Annotated in this window: 21 protein-coding genes; 16 read left to right on the top strand and 5 right to left on the bottom strand. The window is 41.7% G+C overall.

The genetic code is table 11. From position 1 onward, the window contains the following. The first annotated feature begins 5 nt into the window (after positions 1-5). The 8 genes from Q4600_RS15760 (at position 6) to Q4600_RS15795 (ending at position 8,651) form a co-directional block, all read left to right on the top strand. On the top strand, positions 6-1,328 hold the full coding sequence (locus Q4600_RS15760; protein WP_102527543.1) for a hypothetical protein: 1,323 nt from the start codon (positions 6-8) through the stop codon (positions 1,326-1,328). Positions 1,329-1,657: 329 nt separating this feature from the next. Beyond that, on the top strand, positions 1,658-3,004 hold the full coding sequence (locus Q4600_RS15765) for an OprO/OprP family phosphate-selective porin (RefSeq protein ID WP_303517095.1): 1,347 nt from the start codon (positions 1,658-1,660) through the stop codon (positions 3,002-3,004). A gap of 16 nt (positions 3,005-3,020) precedes the next feature. Next, on the top strand, positions 3,021-3,848 hold the full coding sequence (locus Q4600_RS15770) for a hypothetical protein (protein WP_248956658.1): 828 nt from the start codon (positions 3,021-3,023) through the stop codon (positions 3,846-3,848). 115 nt (positions 3,849-3,963) lie between these two features. Further along, a complete protein-coding gene (locus Q4600_RS15775; protein ID WP_303517096.1) occupies positions 3,964-4,632 on the top strand; it encodes a DUF47 domain-containing protein in 669 nt (222 codons plus the stop codon). 11 nt (positions 4,633-4,643) lie between these two features. Next, the gene (locus tag Q4600_RS15780; protein WP_248956660.1) at positions 4,644-5,687 is read left to right on the top strand and encodes an inorganic phosphate transporter; all 1,044 of its coding nucleotides are present in this window, start codon (positions 4,644-4,646) and stop codon (positions 5,685-5,687) included. A 357-nt stretch (positions 5,688-6,044) separates the two neighbouring features. Further along, entirely contained in the window at positions 6,045-6,530 is a 486-nt protein-coding gene (locus tag Q4600_RS15785) for a C40 family peptidase (protein ID WP_303517097.1), read from the top strand. Positions 6,531-6,709: 179 nt separating this feature from the next. Next, positions 6,710-7,243 (top strand): molybdopterin adenylyltransferase, encoded by a 534-nt coding sequence (gene mog, locus Q4600_RS15790; RefSeq protein WP_153912954.1) that lies wholly within the window; start codon positions 6,710-6,712, stop codon positions 7,241-7,243. Between the two features lie 400 nt (positions 7,244-7,643). After that, positions 7,644-8,651, top strand: a complete 1,008-nt coding sequence (locus Q4600_RS15795; protein WP_303517098.1) for a GlxA family transcriptional regulator — start codon at positions 7,644-7,646, stop codon at positions 8,649-8,651. 73 nt (positions 8,652-8,724) lie between these two features. On the opposite strand, the gene Q4600_RS15800 is transcribed toward Q4600_RS15795, so the two are convergent. The 4 genes from Q4600_RS15800 to Q4600_RS15815 all read right to left on the bottom strand — a co-directional run bounded on the left by Q4600_RS15800 (position 8,725) and on the right by Q4600_RS15815 (position 12,383). Beyond that, complete coding sequence (locus tag Q4600_RS15800; RefSeq protein ID WP_102527552.1) at positions 8,725-8,961, bottom strand: hypothetical protein; 237 nt, start codon at positions 8,959-8,961, stop codon at positions 8,725-8,727. 103 nt (positions 8,962-9,064) lie between these two features. Continuing rightward, a complete protein-coding gene (locus Q4600_RS15805; RefSeq protein ID WP_102527553.1) occupies positions 9,065-10,213 on the bottom strand; it encodes an ABC transporter permease in 1,149 nt (382 codons plus the stop codon). Then, positions 10,213-10,947 carry an ATP-binding cassette domain-containing protein gene (locus tag Q4600_RS15810; protein ID WP_102531647.1) on the bottom strand — a complete coding sequence of 245 codons (735 nt, stop codon included), beginning with the start codon at positions 10,945-10,947 and terminating at the stop codon, positions 10,213-10,215. The genes Q4600_RS15805 and Q4600_RS15810 overlap by 1 nt, the downstream gene beginning before the upstream one ends. 2 nt (positions 10,948-10,949) lie before the next feature. Continuing rightward, positions 10,950-12,383 (bottom strand): alpha/beta hydrolase, encoded by a 1,434-nt coding sequence (locus tag Q4600_RS15815; RefSeq protein ID WP_303517131.1) that lies wholly within the window; start codon positions 12,381-12,383, stop codon positions 10,950-10,952. Between the two features lie 203 nt (positions 12,384-12,586). Between Q4600_RS15815 and Q4600_RS15820 the strand changes: the two genes are divergently transcribed. From Q4600_RS15820 to Q4600_RS15845, 6 genes are all read left to right on the top strand, one after another. Continuing rightward, positions 12,587-12,961, top strand: a complete 375-nt coding sequence (locus tag Q4600_RS15820) for a GntR family transcriptional regulator (protein WP_229370157.1) — start codon at positions 12,587-12,589, stop codon at positions 12,959-12,961. Between the two features lie 73 nt (positions 12,962-13,034). Further along, complete coding sequence (locus tag Q4600_RS15825; RefSeq protein WP_102527557.1) at positions 13,035-13,877, top strand: ABC transporter ATP-binding protein; 843 nt, start codon at positions 13,035-13,037, stop codon at positions 13,875-13,877. Then, positions 13,874-15,199 carry a hypothetical protein gene (locus Q4600_RS15830; RefSeq protein ID WP_303517099.1) on the top strand — a complete coding sequence of 442 codons (1,326 nt, stop codon included), beginning with the start codon at positions 13,874-13,876 and terminating at the stop codon, positions 15,197-15,199. Before Q4600_RS15825 ends, Q4600_RS15830 begins: the two co-directional genes overlap by 4 nt. Before the next feature lie 117 nt (positions 15,200-15,316). Further along, complete coding sequence (locus Q4600_RS15835; protein ID WP_303517100.1) at positions 15,317-17,110, top strand: long-chain fatty acid--CoA ligase; 1,794 nt, start codon at positions 15,317-15,319, stop codon at positions 17,108-17,110. Positions 17,111-17,260: 150 nt separating this feature from the next. Next, positions 17,261-18,049 carry an Mbeg1-like protein gene (locus tag Q4600_RS15840; RefSeq protein WP_102527560.1) on the top strand — a complete coding sequence of 263 codons (789 nt, stop codon included), beginning with the start codon at positions 17,261-17,263 and terminating at the stop codon, positions 18,047-18,049. Between the two features lie 104 nt (positions 18,050-18,153). Continuing rightward, on the top strand, positions 18,154-18,564 hold the full coding sequence (locus Q4600_RS15845; RefSeq protein WP_102527561.1) for a thioesterase family protein: 411 nt from the start codon (positions 18,154-18,156) through the stop codon (positions 18,562-18,564). A gap of 77 nt (positions 18,565-18,641) precedes the next feature. On the opposite strand, the gene Q4600_RS15850 is transcribed toward Q4600_RS15845, so the two are convergent. After that, entirely contained in the window at positions 18,642-19,073 is a 432-nt protein-coding gene (locus tag Q4600_RS15850; RefSeq protein ID WP_303517101.1) for a thioesterase family protein, read from the bottom strand. Between the two features lie 153 nt (positions 19,074-19,226). Here Q4600_RS15850 and Q4600_RS15855 point away from each other — a divergent pair, with 153 nt between their 5' ends. Together Q4600_RS15855 and Q4600_RS15860 are read left to right on the top strand one after the other, a co-directional pair. Beyond that, a complete protein-coding gene (locus Q4600_RS15855; RefSeq protein ID WP_303517102.1) occupies positions 19,227-20,444 on the top strand; it encodes a hypothetical protein in 1,218 nt (405 codons plus the stop codon). Next, the gene (locus Q4600_RS15860) at positions 20,441-21,424 is read left to right on the top strand and encodes a Solitary outer membrane autotransporter beta-barrel domain (protein ID WP_303517103.1); all 984 of its coding nucleotides are present in this window, start codon (positions 20,441-20,443) and stop codon (positions 21,422-21,424) included. The genes Q4600_RS15855 and Q4600_RS15860 overlap by 4 nt, the downstream gene beginning before the upstream one ends. Positions 21,425-21,520 lie beyond the last annotated feature (96 nt).

Below are 21,520 nucleotides of genomic sequence, written 5' to 3' on the forward strand. Positions count from 1 at the left end.
AAACCATGTTGTCGCTATCGATAGCTGATCAGTACCACTTAACAATTCAGGTGGATATTCCGCCTGAATTAAGTCGAGTACAATTGCAGGCCTATTTTTTCTTTCCTGCCAAACTAGCTGACAATAGCGACGTCATGAATAAAAGCAGCTTTTATCACAATTTGTTGCAACAACAACAATTGGTCAAAGTCGAGCCCATTAGTTGTCACACCATTGACCGTGATTTACTCATTATTAAGCAAACTGCTTATGCTTCCGCCCAAGCTAATCAGAGTCGTTATGTACTAGCGTTGTCTGAATTTGTCAGTGGTATTGTTGATTTACAAGAGAATGCTAGCTTAGCGCAGTTGGCCTATATCGGTGATCAAATAGAGCAATTTTCACGGATCCACGATAACGAACAATTACTCACCCAAGGTCAGCTATTTAAGTTGGCACTACATTTATTAATGTATCACTATCATCAATCTCTGTTACAGGCTAAACACCAGGCCAGTAAAGAAGATAAGCTTTGGCTGACTGTTCAAATACAACGGCTTTGCGTAGATGCCGATATACTGAAGATTAAGTTATCTCCTACCTCAGAAGCTGGAAGAGAGAAATTACTTAATCGATTACACATCGCTAAACGGGTGATCCATCGTCCACACCAATTAACTCGTAAGAAACTTAAAGATGGTGAAGTGGCTGAACAATTGATCTTTGGTTTTGCAGCCGCATTAGCAATGGCATTTGCTACAGGTATCGCCTTTGCGACTCAAAAAGCTTTTGGCAATTTTTCTACACCATTTTTTTTCTCTCTGGTGTTGTCGTATATCTTCAAAGACCGGATTAAAGAGTTGGGGCGTAATTACTTAATGGAGAAATATTTCTCTAAGTATTCACAGCATCATTATCGATTCTATCAACACGGTTCCAGCCAATTAGTGTATGACGCTAAAGAGGCGGTATACCGACAAAAACCTGCTGAGCTACCTGAAAAAGTAAATGCATTACGTAAACGCTTTTATCGGGCAGAAAGCCATAGCTTTAAAGAAGCGCTCGTCTATAAGCGAAGTTATACATCGCATACCCATTCACAACCAAATTCCCAGTTTAAGTTTAAAGATAAACTTACAGTTAATTTAAGTAAGCGTTTACGGTTACTGCCAAGAATGGTGCGATCACATTGGGAGGAAACGGAGAGTAATATTAAGCTCCACAATGTGCATAGTGTCTATCCTATCAACATTGTTTTAGTCACTAAAACTGACAGTGGTTGTAGTTATTATCGATATAAATTAACCACAAGTCGCAAAGGTATTCATAGATTAGAGCAAGTCGAATAAGCACTTGTTGAGTTTAGTATTGGTTTTTAATTGACAAAAACTTTCAATAATTAATATATAAATAATCATTTAAATCAACAGCATGCAAAAAGAGTGGCTTATGAGAATATGATTTTCATAAGTCGCTTTCGGCTGACTTAAAAAAATCTGCAATTGGATTATTTTACATTTCGTCTTAGATCACTTTTCGCACAAGATTGTAAGATTAAGTTGTAATTAGTTGATATTGATCATGTTTTTTTTACAGCCGTAGTTCTACTCTATGGCTAACGAGATAGAAACATTTTTGTTCCAAATTAAGTAATAAAAATAATCTAAGGAAGATGAAGATGAGCAAAGAAAATGTGTTGTCAGTTTCAGGAGTTGCTAAAGCAGTAGCAATATCATTATTTTGTTTTTCAGGTGCCACTATGGCGGCTGATACCGATCGCGTTACAGAATTAGAAGAACGCTTAGATGCGTTAGAAATGGAGCTGATTGAAGCCCAAGATGCTGCTAACAAAAAAGATAGATTAAAATTCTCTAGCAGCAGCCCGTCACCAGAGTTCATTTCTCAAGATGGTAAATCTACCATGGAGTTTTCTGGTCGAATTCAATTGGACTATGTTAACTACGATGATTTTTACACTGGGAGTAAGCGTGAGTTTGAAGGTGGAGCCAATACAGTCGATTTTCGTCGTGTTCGATTTGGGGTCGAAGGCTACTTTTCAAATGTATGGAAATACTCGTTAGAATTTGATTTTGATGGCGAGTCTGAAGTTGAAGTGAAAGATGCGAACGTGACTTATCGCGGCTGGGAAAATTCAGAGTTGACCATGGGTTTCCAGAAATATGGTTTTGGTCTTGAAGCCACGAACAGTTCGGCACATTTAGCTTTCTTAGAGCGTGCAAGTACAGATACATTTGCACCTGATCGTAATGTCGGCGTGCAGTGGCTTTATAAAGGTAATGATTACAACTTGGTGTTGGGCTACGGTACTACTGCCAATATTAATGACGACGACTTAAACTTTAAGCAAGATGTCTATAACGGCCGTTTTACCATGGCGCCGATTAATAACAGTGACCATTTACTGCATCTTGGTGTCAGTGGTATGTGCACCAACAATAACAGTGAAGCTGTAGAAACGCGCTACCGTGCTCGTCCTAGCAGCAAGCCTGTCAGCCGCACCATTGATACTGGTAAATTTGATGCCGAATCAGTACAAAGCTATGGTTTAGAGGTGGCTTATCAGCACAGAAACTTATTAATTCAAGGTGAATATGTCACTTCAATGGCTGATCAGATTGATGATGAATCTGTGACAGTTGATGCTTACTACTTACAAGCGGTTTATACCTTAACGGGTGAACAATGGAATTACAGTGGCAAGAAAGGGAAATTTAAATCGATTAAACCTGCCAATGCAATTTCTGCTGGTGGCTATGGCGCATGGGAATTAGCAGCTCGTGTTGATGTGGCAAACTTTGATGATACAGATGCTGGTATCACTGGCGGTGAAAAAACGGATTATATCCTTGGTGTGAATTGGTACTTAGAAAACAACCTCAAAGCGCAGTTTAACTATGTGCATACTCAAGCTGATTACCAAAAACCATACACAGATATTAATGGCGTAGAAATGTACGACCAAGATGGCAATATCTTCCAAGCAAGATTGCAGTTTGCATTTTAACTGAAGGATAATTCTGATGAGAAATAATCTATTTTTAATCGGCCTAGTGAATGTATGTTTAAGTTCGAGTGCCTATGCGCTATCGCCTGATGCATTCACTTCACTTGAGTATCATGTGAATACTGGCACGGCTAAAACACTGCCTTATGCGGCTTCGAAACAAACTGATGATTTTAAACAAGCTTTTAATTTCATTGATTTAGAAGAACGCTTAAAAGTAAAGTTGGTGACTTATATTGATACGCCTAACCGCGCTTTTAAAGCTAAATCGATCAATATTCGAGTACGTGAAGATTTAAGTAAACCACGTAAGAGTAAAATCACAGTCAAGTTACGCGCTGCCGATCCACAAAGCTTTGGTGATGTATCGAATTACCGTAAAGCTGAGATTGACTATACCGAAGGTAAAGCGGCTTACAGTGTGAGCTATGATATTCCTTATTCACCTGCTGACATTGATGTGAAAAATGTCGATATGGAAGCGGTATTTGCCATCTTAAAACGCAATACCGCTATGTGGGAGATTGTTGGTGATATTTATGAAGCAAATAAAGCCGACTTAATCCAAACCATGGTTATGCGAACTCATGGTTGGGAAGGCACGGTAAAAGACAAACGGTTTGATGATGTTGAAGTCGATTTTCAAGTCTGGACGCCATATTACCGCAAGCCACGTATCAGCTTTAATGAATTTTCATTTAAGGGCCATGTGAAAGATAAAGCGCGCTTAGAGGAGATGTACCAACATTTATATCAACAAATTGAAGCTGTTGGATATGAACATGGTCATAGCGGCTCGAAAACCAGCTCTACCTTTAAAATGAGTAAAGGATTTACTAAGTAAGTTCCACTGAGTTCATCCAATGACCAGGTACTGCGCCCCCATCACTCCCTGATGTAGTGCTTGGTCATTTCTCATCTTAATTCCCCCCTTAATTAACCCTAACAAAGGAGATGCCATGTTTGGCTTTTCTCGGATCACTACGCTTCTTTCTCAGAGTCAGTCTACCGAAACCAATGTGTATTTATTCCTCGATCAAGTCACACTCGCCCAACATAAGTTTGTTTATATGTGGCAAATGTATTTAGCTCACGGAGCTAATAGCGAGGAGTTTGAAAATGCATTAACAGAGCTTCAGTCTATTGAACATGAAGCTGATGTCCTCAAGCGTGAAATTGAACAGACGCTATATCGTAAAACCCTGATCCCTGATTTACGCAGTGATGTGGCCTCGCTGATTGATTTAACCGACCGGATTATCAATAAACAGGAAACCATAGGCTTACATTTAAAAATCGAGAAGCCACTTATTCCTCAAGCGGTTGAGGCTGGCCTCATGGTGCTACTGAATGCGGTAGGCAATACCATAGATCACACTATATTGTGCGCCAAAAGTTTTTTTACCGACTTACAGCGCGTACAGGAATATCACCAGAAAGTGATTATGTTTGAAAGTGATGCGGATAAAGCCTGTACGCGGGCGAAAACTATCTTGTTCGATACAGATTTACCGCTGATTAATAAAGTCCAGTTGCGATACTTTTTTGACCGCATAGATCAAGTGGCGAATTTAGCTGAAGACATCAGTGATCGGGTTGCCATATTTACTCTCAAACGGGTTCAGTAGGAGTGAATAATATGGATATTGCGATTTGGGTATTTTTATCGAGTGGTTTGTTTTTAGGTTGGTCGTTAGGGGCCAATGATGCTGCTAATGTTTTCGGCACTGCTGTCGGTTCTAAAATGGTTAAGTTCTCCACGGCGGCAATGATTTGTTCAGTGATGGTGATTCTGGGCGCAGTGATCAGTGGTGCTGGTGCATCGCATACGTTAGGTGCCTTAGGTAAAGTCTCTGCCATTGGCGGCGCATTTACTGTGGCTTTGTCGGCTGCGACAACTGTATATCTGATGACAAAGTCAGGTTTACCCGTATCGACAGGTCAAGCGATTGTCGGGGCTATTATCGGCTGGAACCTCTTTAGTGGCATGGCAACTGACCCTGAAGTATTGACTAAAATCTTAAGTACGTGGGTGATGTGTCCAATTCTTGCTGCCATCACCGCAGTTATTTTATATAAAGCTGTGACACGCGCGATTGATTGGTGGCGACCTGGTTTATTTCAATTAGATCAGTGGACACGTATTGGTTTGATATTAGCAGGTGCATTTGGTGCTTATAGTTTAGGTGCTAATAACATTGCTAATGTGATGGGCGTATTTGTGCTCAGCGCACCTATTGATGCCTTTGAATTTGCGGGTATTGAGTTTAGCGGTGCAATGCAGCTGTTCTTTTTAGGTGCTGTTGCCATTAGTGTCGGGGTATTTACTTACTCTAAAAAAGTGATGATGACGGTGGGTGGCAATTTAATCTCGATGACACCAGTGACAGCATGGGTGGTAGTAATGGCGCACTCTATTGTGTTGTTTATCTTCTCTTCTCAGTCGCTGTCTAATGCTTTTGTGAACATGGGTTTACCTGCAATACCTCTAGTGCCAGTGTCGAGTTCTCAGGCGGTCATTGGTGCTGTTATTGGTATTGCCTTCTTAAAGCGGTTACCGATTCAATGGCCTGTTCTAGGTAAAATACTGGTGGGGTGGGTGATTACGCCGATTTTATCAGCCATTGCCTGCTTCATTGGCTTGTTTATTGTCCAAAACCTGTTTAAGCAAGTGGTAGTGTAATCAAGCATGCTAGATGTCTGACTCATTATTAGGATAAGCTGAGATGACGAAATCATGGTGGTATAAGAGGCGACTTTATAATGAGACATGTTAATTTAGGAGGCATGTTAGCCGTTTCAATGTCATTAGGTTGCTTACTCAGATCATATAATACTGAAGGAGCCCCACACAGAACGTCATAATCAACAATGTACTCAAAGCTTGTATCGGTGATTAATTATTAATGATTTGTAGGTTTTTATAGACCTTGGCCGGTTTAACTCACGCTTTAATTCATTTAGCCTACATGGGAATTGGTCGTGTTATTTTAATACAAATCTATACTGATTTTGAGCTAAATACTGGGTGGATATTGTTATGTCACGATTAATTTTACTGCTCATTATGAGTGTTCTTCTGACAGCTTGTGCCAGCAATCATATTACAGTTCCTGATAACGCCGCTGCAGCATCATCATTAGGTGATGTTGATTCAAGATTGTGGAACGAAGCGCGTTTATTACAATTTCACCTGCAGTGGCAGGGGACGCCATACCGTTTAGGTGGATTAACTAAGAAGGGGTTGGACTGCTCTGGTTTAGTGTATGTGGCCTATCAAGATCTTGTTGGTCCAAGTATTCCAAGAACTGTGCAAGGGCAAACGAGTTTGGGAACCCGAGTGGCTAAAAGTGATTTACAAAGTGGAGATTTAGTGTTTTTCAAAACCACAGGTAGTGGGCGTCATGTTGGGGTGTATTTATCTGGGCATCGCTTTTTGCACGTGTCGACTAAAAAAGGCGTCATAATTTCAAGCATGGATAACGTTTATTGGAAACCGCGATACTGGTTTGCGAGTCGTTTATAACCTCAGCGAATTACGTTGTCTTATTTTTGAACAAGGCATAGCTGCAGTGACCCATGTTTTGCAACTCTTGATCAATCTCTCCGTCTCTGCTTGAAAATTGTGGTATTTTAGCCACATCTAAAGTCTATAGTGTTATGTAGACTTACAGCCATTAAATGATCAAGTTTAAGGATTTTGTCATGACCAAAGCTAAAATCGGCATTGTTACGGTAAGCGATCGTGCGAGTGCAGGTATCTACGAAGATATTTCAGGTAAAGCCATTATTGATGTGCTAAATGAGTATTTAACATCTGAATGGGAACCTGTTTATAAGGTCATTCCTGATGAAACGGCTGATATTGAAGCTACGTTAATTGATATGGCTGATGTGCAAAACTGTAGCTTGATCGTGACAACTGGCGGCACTGGGCCAGCTAAGCGTGATGTGACTCCAGAAGCGACTGAAGCTGTGTGTGATCGCATGATGCCTGGCTTTGGCGAGTTAATGCGCGCCGAGTCATTAAAGTTTGTACCAACGGCTATTCTGTCTCGTCAAACAGCTGGTTTACGTGGTGACTCATTAATCGTTAACTTACCTGGCAAGCCTAAGTCTATTCGTGAATGTTTAGATGCAGTATTTCCTGCGATCCCTTATTGCATCGATTTAATGGACGGTCCATTCTTAGAGTGTGACGAGTCAGTCATCAAGCCATTTAGACCGAAAGCGAAGTAATCTGAATTCAGATTAATTAAGCTTACAGCAGTTCAAATCTGCGAATATTAAAACCAGCTACGGCTGGTTTTTTTGTGGCTAGTACTTTGTATCGCACAGTCAAATCCCCTTCCTTAGGATCAAGTTAGCGCTATAGCCTGCGAATAGCACTAAACTTGGAATTGCTATCAAGTGCGCAAATATACTGGGCTCAGTACTGAAATTTAGCCAAAGTAATAAGCCCCAACTTACCAACAAATAGCTTACGCTGATTAACCAATTTGAACTGATACTTTTCATTGCTCGTTTCCTTACTGAGTACCTCAATGATGAATAAGCCCAGTATAAAAACTAGACAAATGAGTTGTAAGTGTCATTATTGACAAATATAAGGTCAAAATTGACATTTGAGGTACGATAGATGAAAACGATCTACATTATGGCTGCGGGTAATGTTGTCGCCAGTGGCTTAATGAGTTTTCTAGATGTGTTTAGTTTCTGCAATAGTTACTGGCGCAGAATGAATCCAGATGCCACTGAGGACTTGTTTCATTGTCATGTTATTTCTGCCCATGGTGGGCCAGTAATGACGAATCAGGGCATAGAAGTACCCGCTAAGGGCCTTAAGCATGAAGAAGATATTCTCGCAGCTGATGCGGTGATATTGGCATCGGCCTTTGTGACTAATCGAGATGAGTTTCAGCATTTTTTGAGTGATTTCGAGCCATTATTTGCGCCATTACGACAGTTTTCTGAAACAGGAAAACCTGTGGCGGCTTATTGTTCGGGGACATTATTGTTAGCCGCATCAGGGTTATTAAACCAGCGCCGTGCAACCACTGTGTGGTGGCTAAGTGAAATGTTTGAACGTAACTTTAAAGATGTTCAGTTATGCATGGATTCATTGGTGGTTTCAGATGGCCATATACATACCGCTGGAGCAACCACATCCAGTTTAAGCTTGGCTTTGCACTTGATTTCGATTTTGGTGGGTGAGCAAATGGCACAGCAAATGTCGAAAATCTTATTGATTGATCCTAATCGGAGTTCACAACAACCTTTTATGACAATGAGTATTAACCCTGAGCAACATAAAGATGAATTGATTCATAAAGTGCAGCAATGGATGCAAGTGCACTTAGATCAACATTGGTTGTTGGATGACATTGCCGATAAATTTGCGGTAGGTAAACGCACGTTAATAAGACGCTTTAAAAAGGCCGTTAATGAAACACCTGCGAGCTATATGCAACGTTTACGAGTTGATGAGGCCAAGCGATTACTTGAAACCACGGAACTGGGGATTGAACAAATTGTTGAACGAGTGGGCTATGAAGATAGCAGCTCATTTAGGAAGTTATTTATTCAGTTAACTAGCTTGTCGCCAAGAGCATATCGACAAAAATTTAATACCCATACTTGCTGCTGATTTAAAATATAGATAAACAAAAAGCCAATAAAATCGGTGGTTTTATTGGCTTTTTAATCGTGTTGGCAAGGTTTTACAATCCATTGATAGTTTGCTTTAAATCATAACCTGGCTCAGTGACAATGGTTTCTAGCGTAGCGATCCGCGTTTGCAGTTCTTTATTTTGCTGGCGAAGCATGCTGATTTCAGCATCATTATCTTTGTCATGTTTTGTCGATTTTATCTTGACGTAATGCTTAAACATTTCCGTGGCAGTTGTGCCCAGGGTAATGATGATAACTAAGGCCACAATGGCGTATTCTTGTTCCATAATAAACTCCTTCTATTTGATGAACCCAAGTTTGGGTTAATAACAATGACGATTGAGGCCATTTGCTGATAAAGCTCAGCAAAATGACCTGTGTTATCGACGCTTATAAACCAAAAACCACTTTCTCGCTTTTCAGCAGTTTCTCTAGCCCTAATGCAAGTGCAATTGACAAGACTAATGTGGCACCTGAAGACACCAATAACTGCAGCATTGGGATTTCTCGCCCTTTAATAAAGGCCATTAGTGCTTGTTGCTGACCTGATACAGGCAGCCATTCCAATACATCTGGGGCAATGTTATAGCTGGCAGCCATGGATAAGGCTAATGGGACAAATAGCACCATGGTTAAATAAGACTGGGCCTCTTTAAAGCTTTTGGCCATGAAAGACACAAACAGCTGTAACGTTGCCGCCATGATGGCGAGTGGAATGCCAATAAATAGCATTAGTCCCATAAAGTCAGGCGAGATGTTGACGCTAAAGCCGAGTTCCTGCCAAGGGACAAAGGTATAAGCGAATTTAGACACCAGCAAGATCAGCAGCAAGCCCAGTAAAGCAAAGCAGGTGACCGCAATAATTTTACCTAACACTAACTGTCTGGTGCTGATTGGGTGACTTAGCAGCAAGGCGAGTGAGTTACGCTCACGTTCACCGGCACTAGTATCAATGGCCAAGTTCATGCCAGAGATAAACACCGAATAAATCATGGTGAAAATGGCAATGCCGAGAATAAAGCCACCTTTAGAGTCAGGTGTCGCCTGATCTTCTACAATCACTTTAACTGGCTGTACAACCGCTGGATTAATTCCGCGTGCAATTAAGCGTAAACTGCCCATTTCACTGCTGTAAGCTTGCAACTGTAGCTCAACTCTACGAATTGATTTTTGTAGCTTTTCATTAGAGTTATCTGCAATTAAGGTCACTTCAGCAGGTTTAGCTTTAGCCATATTCTCGGCGTAATCGTCACTAATAATAAGCTCAATGTCTTTGACATCTTTTACGCTGACACCTTCATCTGTCGAGGCATTGATGCCGCGATTATTGAGAAAACGGACTAAATCAGGCGCATTGTCACTGTTAGTAATATTAATGTTTAAATCTTCTGGGCTTGATAACTGTCCGATTAACACCATAAACATGCCGCACATTAATAGCGGTGTGCCGATAGCATAATAAAGTCCAGCCATGACAGAGCGTTTGTCGCGCATGGCGTCGATGAGTTCTTTGCGAACCATTGCAATAACTGTTTTCATTAGGCTGCGATCCCTTCGTCAGTACCAATTAATTGTATAAATGCATCTTCAAGTGAATCCTTGCCTGTTTGTTGGCAAAGCTCTTCTGGGCTGCCTGTGGCAACGACTTTACCGTCTGCCATCACAATCACTTGGTCACAAAGTGCGGCAACTTCTTGCATAACGTGACTTGAAAACAGCACGCAGTGTCCAGCGGCCTTGAGCGAGAGCAAAATGTCACGCAGTAAGCGTGTACTCATCACATCCAAACCACGAGTCGGTTCATCCAAAATAATATTGGTTGGCTTGTGCACAATAGCCTGCGCTAATGCAGTTTTCATTCGCTGGCCTTGAGAAAACCCTTTGCAGCGTCTATCGGCAATATCTTCAAGTTTGAGCTGAGCAATCACATCTTGGGTTGCTTGTTTAGCGTCATTTTTTGACATGCCACTGAGCTCGGCAAAGTAGCTGATGTATTCTCTAGGCGATAAACGCTCATAGAGGCCAAATGGATCTGGGAATAAGCCCAGTTGTGCTTTGGCTTTAGTTGGCTCTTTAGCGACATCAATGCCGTCAATTTCTGCATGACCTTCATCGGCGGCAAGTAAACCAAATACAGTGCGTAGACAGGTGGTTTTACCTGCGCCATTAGGGCCAAGTAAACCCGTGATATGACCGTCATGTGCGCTGAAGCTGAGGTTATCAAGTGCTTGCACGTCACCAATTTTTTTAGATAGATTCGTTACAGTAATCATGATTATTCTTCCTCAGTTGTCGTTGGAATAACTTCAACGGTGTTGGCATTTAAGTAAAAACTACGGCTCACATCTTTTTCTAAACATTCGCCATCGATATTGTCCAGCGAGCCACTCGTGACTAAATCTGCCATTAACTCATTGCCGCAACTTTGGTATGCGACCCCGTGAGTGGCGAATTTGGAGATAAAGTGTTTTGCATTGCTGAGCTTTTCGGTGGCCATTTCGCCCCAGCTTGGTGGGGTGGCAGGATCTAATTCGCCAGATAACAATAAGGTGGGGATATCGCTTTCGATGGCATCACTAAAACTGCTATCAACTTGCGGCATATTCCATACGCTACAGGTGGCTTCTAACCCCTCAATCATGGTGGTTGCCATGTATGAGCCTTTGGCTCGTTGGCGAATGTCATCAGTAAGGCGGTGTATGTCTTCTCCACACACCACAGATGCATGCATTCCCATTGCAATCCCAGTGCTGTCGGCAGTAAGGGTATAAATACCTAAAATGGGTTGATAGTTACCGATGGATGCTTGATGAATCGCATGGGGAATTAAGGCGCGAATATTGGGCATATACAAGGCCATACGAATTGAGCCGTTAAACTTGCCACGGGTTAAAGTAAAATCAGCGATTTCATCGGTTTGTGGATCGCGGGTTTGCGTGACGATAGCCGCTTCAGCTAATGCGTTATCTACCTGTTGAAAATCTTGCTCAAGCGTAGGAAACTGCTGCTGACATTGGTTGTTTTTCTGACAATCTTTAAATAATAAGGCGTAGCCTCTATCAATAGCACTACCTATTGCAATCACACTTTGCTGCATTGGCACCACACCATCTAAAGTAACTGTGGCGAGCGCTTGTGGAAATTCGCGCATATAAAGTTGCGCCATACGCGTGCCATAAGACACGCCGTATAAATGGAATTTGTCGTAGTTTAAGTGTTCACGTACAGCTTCAAAGTCTTTAAGTGCCGTTAAACTGCCGTACTGGCTCACATCAGCATCAATCTTATCGAGACACTTTTGCGTGTCTGCAACATAGTCCATGTCGTCATCATTAAAAGATAAGGCTGACATATTGTCGTCATCACAAGCCAAAATACTGGATTGTCCAGTACCACGTTGGTCAATTAATAGAATGTCTCTATCTTGGCGCACTTTCGCCAGCACGCGATTAAAGCCTGCCGCATTTTCAATGGCTGACTGACCTGGACCACCTGCAATGGCTAACAAAGCTTGTTTTTTAAAGCTGGGTTTAATCGCAGGTAATACTGCGTAATGAATCGCGATTTGCTTGCCATCTGGTATCGCTGGATTTTCTGCCACCATTAATGAACCGCATTGAACTTGCTCTGATAGGCCATCAACATAACAAGCTGATAGTGGTGCCTGACTTGACGTGGTCTCTTCTGCTGTCACTGACAAGCTAAGCATAGAGAGCAAACCAACTTGAATTGCGCTGATTAATTTTGATTGGCGAGCCAATAGCTTTGGCTTACGAACCTTATTAAACGTTCCTTGCAACATAACTTTTCCGATGTTCATAACATCTTTCCTTTTTGCATTTCAGGATGATTGTGGTAACTTAACATTAGTGTATCGGTGTATCAATGTATTAATACAGTAAGTAAAGGCTAATGCTAGAACTAATAAAAGTCAACCCCAGTAGTGGTGAACCTATTTATCGACAATTGCATGAACAAATCGTGCGATTGATTGTGGGCGGCCAACTGCAGGTAGATCAAGTACTGCCATCAGTGAGGCAACTTGCTGAACATTTAGCGGTTAACCCGATGACAGTATCCCGTGCCATTCAGCAATTAGTTGAACAAGGCTGGCTAGAGCGCCGCCGTGGGCAACCTACTCGTGTTGCTAATAAGCAAGATGCACCTACGACGACAAGTTTGCAGTTATTAGAATCTCAAGCCAATGATTTAATAACTAAAGCTAAGCAATTAGGCATTTGTTTGGATGATCTAAAGTCGTTGATGGAGCAGCAGTGGGATAAGTAGTCCTAGCTTAATTTAATCTTTTTAAATACTGATAACAGCAAGCAGTAAGCGCAAGATAACAAGGAACAAGTTGATGGAACACTCTGAAGTGATTCTCGAGTTTCAACAAGTCGATAAACGATTTGATGACCAAGCTGTATTAACCCAACTGAGCTTTAGCTTATCGGCTGGCATGGTTGTGGGCTTATTGGGGCAAAACGGGGCGGGTAAATCGACCTTAATGCGTGCAGCCTTAGGCATTTTAGAAATTGATGCAGGTAATATTACTACTCTAGGTGAAACCGCCACTGACCTGTCTATCGATGCGAAGGCTAAAATTGGCTATGTGCCACAACAGCCGTTTGGCTATGAAGGTTTCACTATTGCCAGTGCTCTTGAATTACACAGTAGTTTTTACCCGCAATGGGATAAAGCACTTGAAACTGATTGGTTGGCTCGTTTTGGGCTTGATAGTAAACAACAAGTGCAAAAGTTATCAGTAGGGCAGCGTCAATCTTTAGCGCTAATTATGGCGATGGCGTATCGTCCCCAGTTACTGATCCTTGATGAACCTGTTGCCAGTTTAGACCCTATTGTGCGTCGTCAGTTTATGGGTGACTTATTTGAGTTAGCGCTTGAGTCTGGCTCTGCAGTGCTATTCTCATCTCACATTACCTCCGATCTTGAACGTGTTGCCAGCCATGTCGCGCTGCTCAAACAAGGTGAATTAGTCTTGTTTAAAGAAATTGATGCCTTACGGGAAGAGGTTGTTTTAGTGCAACTCGCAGATAACCAAGAGTTACCCGAGGGGTTAACGGTGTTAAATCGCAATCAGCAACAAGTGTTAGTGGATAATGCCGATCAAATCGACATTGCTGGCGTGGTCAATACTACCTCATTAAATCTTGAACAACTATTCATGGAACTTCACCGATGAATAGCCCGTCGCCCTCAACACAACCTAGCGCTAAAGTGACTAAAAATGCTTTTCGCAACCCATTTAAAGGGTTCTACTCACTATGGCTAAGAGACTTTGGCAGTCTGAGCTTTTTGATGGTCGCTTTGCTGGGTTGTGGCCTGACAATACTCACCATAATAACTAAGCCTGAAAAAATTGACGTCATCAATCTTGCTTTAGGCATGACTATTTTATCGATGTCTTGCGCAGTAGCCTGGCAATTGATTAAATTGTCGGCCAATGAATGCGCAATGCTTATCCCTCATTATCGAAAGCAGGTATTAATACAAGCTAGCAGTATATGGGCGGTGAGCTTATTTCTGAGTTTCGTGGCAATTGAGCTAAGTGAATTGACCAGTATCGCGACATTGATGCTTTTTGTCAGTATTGGTACTGGGTTTATTTATGCGTGTTTAATCAAACCGCAGCGATTCAATTATGCCATGCTGGTGTTTTTAGTCTTACCGATTACACCGCAATTAATTAACTATATTCCGCAATTACTGGCTGATTATATTGTATTGATCCCGGTGTTATTAGGGTTCTTAATTGATCGGAAGCTAAAACGTTTCAGCTGGAATCAAGATGCTCGTGCCATATATTTAAATGGCCTAGAAACAGGGTGGATGGTTGGCCCAATAGTGGGACAAAACCCTTGGTTTATTAAGCTAAGTCGCTACCTACATCCTGCCAGTTTTTTTATTGGCCCAATGCTCGGCATGATGTTGATTGTTTCATTGGTATTAAGTGCTGTTGGGGTGTTATTTGCAGCTTACATAGATGCAGACTTTCCCATTTTAATGGTGCTTTCGCAGTTAATGATTATGGTATGCGCATTAATTCACTGGACACGTGTTCAGCGTTGGCGCGCAGCCGAGACGCTATACATGCTACCAAGCTTTAACGGTAAAGCTGGCTTGGTAGAGCAGTTTTTTAAGTCGCAATTACGCTTAATGGGTATCGTGATAATGATTATGTCACTGATAACCCTGTTATCTGCTTTGTTTAACTCACAGATAACCCTGATGGTGGGCTTACATATCGTCGCAACGACGACTTGGGCATCTGGTTTGGCCTTAGCGTTCGGTGCAATGAGTCGATCTACTTTGCACGTTAGCTTATCTATGCTGCTTGTCTTTAGTAGTGCTATATGGCTTTCAACTTCATTAGTTGGCTTACGGGAGCAAGGTTCTATAAACGTTGGCTATTATTGGGGAGATTTAGGTTTACTCCTGTTAATGGGAGTTTTACTCGTTATCAGCAGAAACAAATTATGGAAAAATGGTGTTGCTGGTTTGTAAAAAACGACCTTATTCTGTGAATTGACGCTAATTTAGACTAAAAACTCTTATTTTTATGGGAGGCATACAGTAGAATGCCAAAAAGCGGAACACTTGTAAGCTAAAAGGTAATTATTAATGTCTCTCGAAAAATTTCATATAGTCAGACTTCTGCAAGAGCAAAGTAAAGCGCTAGAAGATAACATTGCACTCGAAGGATTTGAGATGGCAGCTCCTTGGAACAAAGTTTCATGGAGTCAGTTTGATACTATTACTAATAAAGTGGCACAACTGTTAATCGACTTTGGTTTAGCTGTTCAAGATAAAGTGGTAATTGTGGCGCAAAATAGCCCACAGTGGAGCTGCGCTGACATTGGTGCGCTAAAAGCACGTACTGTTGTGGTACCTGTTTATCCAACTAGCCCAATGGAACAAGCAGTTTTTATCGTTAATGATGCTCGCGCTAAAGTGATTTTTGCCGGTGACGAAAGCCAATATGCCACAGCTTGTAAGATCCAAGCTCAATGTCCTACTGTTGAACACATTGTGGTGTTTGATAGCCAAGTAAAATTAGCCTCAGATGAACATTTTCATTTTGATGACATCTTAATTGCTGAGACAACGCCAGCAAGTGCAACCGAGCTAGAGTCTCGTTTATCGCAAACCAACCTTGATGACTTACTTACCCTCATCTACACATCTGGCACCACGGGCGATCCTAAAGGCGTCATGCTTGATTATCGTAATATTGCGTCAATGGTAGAGCAGCATGATGATGAAATTGCTTTTAAAGCGGGTGATGTATCGCTTGCTTTCTTGCCATTAAGCCATGTGTTTGAACGCGGTTGGAGCTTCTATGTTCTATGCCGTGGTGGTCATAATGTTTATTTAAGTGACACTAACCGTGTAAAAGAAGCCATTGCAGAAGTACGCCCGCACACCTTATGTGTCGTACCGCGCTTTTTAGAAAAAGTGTATAGCGTCGTGCATGACAAAGTCAGTACAGCACCAGCGATCCGCCAGAAGCTATTTAATTGGGCTATTGGTGTGGGTTCGCGTCAATTTGAAGTGACTCAAGGGCGCAAACGACCAAGCACACGTTTATCATTGCAGTGGAAATTAGCCAACAAGCTGGTATTCAGCAAATTACAAAATGTATTAGGTGGCCGCCTTAAGTTTATGCCGGTAGGCGGCGCGGCGTTAGACGTGAATGTTGGTGGTTTCTTCCATAGTATTGGCGTACCAATCTTGTGTGGTTACGGCATGACTGAAACTTGTGCAACAGTCACCTGTAATACCTTAGATAACCGAGTATCGGGTTCTAACGGTAAGCCATTACATGCGATGGAAGTGAAAATTGGCAGTAATAATGAGATTTTAGTTCGCGGCGAAACGGTGATGCGTGGTTATTACAATCGTCCAGAAGATACCGCTGAAGCATTCGAAGATGGCTGGTTAAAAACCGGCGATGCAGGCATGTTAGATGCCGAAGGTAATCTATATATTACCGATCGCATTAAAGAGTTGATGAAAACATCAAATGGTAAATACATTGCGCCGCAGCGTGTTGAAGGTAAAGTCAGTTGTTGCCCGTTCATTGAACAAGTCGCGATTGTGGCTGACGCGCGTAACTATGTATCAGCGCTTATTGTACCCGCGTTCGAGTCACTAGAATCTTGGGCGAAAGAGCATGAGATTAAGTTTGAAAATCCAATGGAATTATTACGCCACAGCCAAGTTGTTGAACACTTTGAACAACGTTTAAAAGAGCTACAACACGAATTAGCAGGCTTTGAAAAAATTAAAAAATTCACCTTACTGCCTGAAGCATTTTCAATGGAATCAGGGTTAATTACCCCCACGATGAAGCTGCGTCGTAAGAAGATTTACTCTAAGTATGATCGTGAAATTAATGCGATGTACGCTAAGTAATTTTTTCTGAGCATATTATAAAGGACGCAATAGCGTCCTTTTTTGTGTCTGTTGTTTTTGTCTCAATTATTTTTGTATAAATGATCATCACATAAGTGTCATAAAAGCCGACTATTCTCTGGTTAGTTTATTCCTGTGAATATGTAACTTTTGAAAAAACTTAAACGCTATCAATACGAACGTTATGCTGTTTTGTGCAAGGTGACTTACCGTGCTGACTTTGAGCCAGAAAAGCTCGGGTTTTCTAGGGGTAATTATCGTGAAATTGCCAATCGCTGGGGTAATATATGTGCCCGAGTTATGTGGCGTGACAATAAAAAAGAAGTGCTGGTGGTATTTCGTGGTTCGCAAACTATGAACGAATGGCTACTCAATTGTCAGTGCTGGCCGAAAGCGAAGCAGTTTAAAGGGTGTCGTTACAATGTGCATTCTGGCTATGACTATTTATTGGAGCAAAGTACTAACCCGATAGCACCGCATTATGAGGCTGATATTAGTCTTTTCACTCAGTTACAAATGATCCTCAACCCGTTGATTCTGGCTGGTAAGCGTATTTCACTAACTGGTCACTCATCAGGTGGCTCAATGGCAATATTAGCCGCAGATAGATTAGAGCGATTATACCCAAACTCAATTAAGCGGGTGGTGACTTTTGGCCAGCCGTCACCGGGGTTTAAAAGCTTTCAAAAAGCGTATTTATTACATCGACGTACTTATCGTATTTGCTGTGATATTGATGTGGTGACTTTTTTGCCACCACTGCCAGGTATTTACTTTCATGTGGGGAAAATGCTGTGGCTGCATAACGAACGGATTTATGAAAACATATCGCCGGTAAAGCGATTCCTATTAAGTTTTTTTAGTTGGATAGTGTCGCCTTTTGCCTTTCATTACATGCACAAATACATCCGTAATAAAGACTTCTTTGATGACATTTGAGCTTGAAAAATCAGAATAGGGTGACTCACTTTTAAAGCTGTCATACACTGCCTGCGGTTTTATTTATCATTACTGAACGCACATAATAAAAATAAGAGGCTTGTATGTCAGATAATCAATTCAGTTTAAATCTCACGCCACGATTTTGTGAAACCGATGCATTAGGGCATATCAATAATACAGTGATCCCTGTGTGGTTTGAGGCTGCGCGCGATCCAGTATTTGATATTGTGAACCCAGGACAAGATTTGTCGAAGTGGAACATGATTATTGCAGGCTTTAATATTGTCTTTAATGCACCAACCTTTTATGGCGCAGAAGTGACGGTTAAAACCTATATCAGCCGTGTGGGCAACAGTAGTTTTGAGATTGCACAAAGCTGCTGGCAAAACGGCCGTCAAACCGCAGAAGCCAAAACGACGATGGTGCATTACAACTATCAAACTGAAAAAAGTCAGCCGATGTCTGATGAAGTAAAAGCGCAACTTGCTGCACTGACCGGTGAGATTGAGTAGATTATAGAGGTAGGTTTCTTATCTTTTTTAAAGCCCTGTATTTTGAATACACAAAATACAGGGCTTTTTTTGAGTGGCTATTCGGCTACTTTATGCTGTTCCAGCGCTGCGAGTAGTTCAGGTGTCAGCTTGGCTTTTTGGCCTGTCTTAAAATTAAACATCACCACATTGGCGGTGCCTGTGGTTGTCACAACTTGTTGGGCTTTACTGAAAATTCGGTAATGCATGATAAAGCGATTTTCTTTTACGTCACTAATATTGACGCTGACTAATAATGTATCAGGGAATGTCACTGGTCGTTTATAGCGCGCGTGGGTTTCACTTAACACAGGGCCTACAGCGGTTTCTTTAAGATCGGCCATCATGTTTATCTGGCTAAAAAAATCGATCCGAGCGGTTTCAAAGTAGCGAAAATAAACCACATTATTGACGTGATTGAGTGCGTCCATTTCACCCCATGCCACTGGAATTTCGGTAATAATCGCATGCTGCTGAATAAACTGGTCCATATAAATCTTGCTCCCTAATAAAGTTAAACGCTTGTTTGATTTTTATTCAGGTTAACAGGCAAAACCTAGTTCAACAAGCATGGAATGCTTTGCTATCAATTGGGCAATATGTTTTGATAATGTTAAACCACTATTTGCTATGGAATGCGTCGTTTGAACTCTTTTAACTACCCACGATTACAGCAGTTACTTTATCGCCCCGTTGAGAGTGTATCGGCCTTGCCTCGAGTGATACTCAGTTATATTAAGACCATCATCGGTAAGCTGACCGTGGCGCAAAAGTTGTATTTCATCGCCTTTCTTTTGATGTTTACCACTGATGGAGTGACGATGGTGGGGATCATTGCCATGATTGCAATGATGATTGAGTTTTGGCCATTGTTTACTAAAACTTGGCATAGCTTAGCGGGTAAAGCATTTCTGCTGTTGTTTTACGCCATTATTGCTAACTTTTCGTTGGTGTGGGCAGCCTCTGTAGTTAATGAAGTTTCAGGCGTTGATGCAGATCATTTAACCTATACCCACAATCTCGTTATTCTGCTTTATATGCCGGTATGGTTCGTACTGGTTAGCGGAGTGGCTTTAATGTTGCTGCAAGCCGTCATCCCAATTTACTTTGTATTGATGCCACTACTTAACTTGCTTGGCGTTAAATCAATACGTTTTACTAATAGTGAACATTACCGAAAACGCACTATATTGCTGCGAATGATATTGGCTTACGTGGTGTTAGCTAACCTGTATTTATTAAGTGATATTGAGAACACCTTTGAAACCAGTGATCCCAGAGCCAAAATGATCAAATTGTTAGAAGAGGAAACGGGTGAAAAAACTGAAGATATTGAAGCTGGTTTGCAAAAGCTCTCAGCCGTCGGTGCGAAAATTGCCGAAGCTAATGTAGAGACTAAGACAGTTGTAGCTGCTGAGAACTTAGAAAACCTTAGCTCTACTGAGCCAATGCCAGCGCCTGAATCTGTGACTTCGAGTATTAGCGAAGTGACTCCTCCAGATATCGCCGCGAGTACTCAAAAGGTGATTGAGGATGCCGTTCAACAATCTATTAAACAAGTACAACAAAACGAGGTTACACGTTTGGATGTGGGGGCGGATGAAGCGGCTGAGCGACGTTACGATATTATTCGAGAGAGTTATCGCTTGATGGTAAGAATGACGATTGCCAATTTTATCTATTATTTTGAGGGTAACCAGTATTCTCGTTGTGAATCTGAACCCAATAGTAAAGTGGTTGAGCTCAATGACTATGAGATCTTACAAGTATTGCCCACGGCAAAAGATGAAAGTCGATATGGGTATTCATTTGATGTGAAAGCATGCGTGTCACCGGCTTTTCCTGCTAAAGAGGAGTCATGATCCGTAATAGCATCTTTATCGGCTTATCTATGTTGCTGGCAAAGGCTTCAATGTCAGCACCTGTAATTGAACAAAGTATCAGCGATATTGCTAAAGGTAATATTGCTTCAGCTATCGTGTTATCTGATGCAAGTTTAATCTCACTGGGCGTAGTCAATTTTGACCCTAACAATATTGTCAGTCTTGACCGATTCGATGCAGGATCAGAGACTTCAATACAGCGTAGAAAAGAGCTTAGCGTCTATTCGATCCCCTGGGAAAGTGACTGGCAGGGTAAAGAAGATGAATGGCAGCGAGCGACATTTGCAAAATTTTCTTATATCAATTCTAAGCAATCATTACAGCTATCAGACGATATAACACTGGTTGATAAACTTAATGAGAAAAGTTATTTACTGTTTGCTGAGCAGCGCTGGAAGTATCTGCTATCAGACAAATGGTGGTTACAATTAGCCGTGGGTGCGCATTTGATTCGCTATGAAAATGACTTTGACTATCGCAGCGATTTTGGTGATTTTCAAGATGAGTTAGATGGCAGCTTGTTTAATACCTCATATGCAGCTTGGATGCTCGACCCTACCATTGAGTTGCACTATCAAGATACGCTGTGGGGTAATAAGTGGCAATTCATCAGCCGTTATAACTATGCTTTTGGGCAACTGTTTGACACCGACTCCCCGCAGCAAGATGGCTCGCCTAAAGTCGGTCGTTTCAGTAATGCTTTTATTTTTCATTATGCACTTCCGCCAATGATGGAGCTTCGCAATGAAATGCGCTTCCTATTCAAACGCATTGATTTAACGGGTGATGCAGTGGCAACGATGAACACTAATCACTATTACGAAACGGGTTTGGGCTGGATAGTTGAAACCCCTTCATTGTCATCTTGGCTGACCAATGTAGGAATTGGCGTCACGGTCAATATTGATAGTGCCCTAAGTGGTGGCAGTGTGGTGCTACTGTTTAATGAGGATATTTAGCTGTGTTAAAGCGTCACTCTAGTTTTAGTTTTAGTTCTAGTTTTAGCTCTAGATGTCACTGCCGACGTTACAACAGGCAATAAAAAACGGCCACAG

It is taken from the genome of Shewanella sp. 2_MG-2023, assembly GCF_030548905.1.
In the GTDB taxonomy this organism is placed as follows: domain Bacteria; phylum Pseudomonadota; class Gammaproteobacteria; order Enterobacterales; family Shewanellaceae; genus Shewanella; species Shewanella electrodiphila.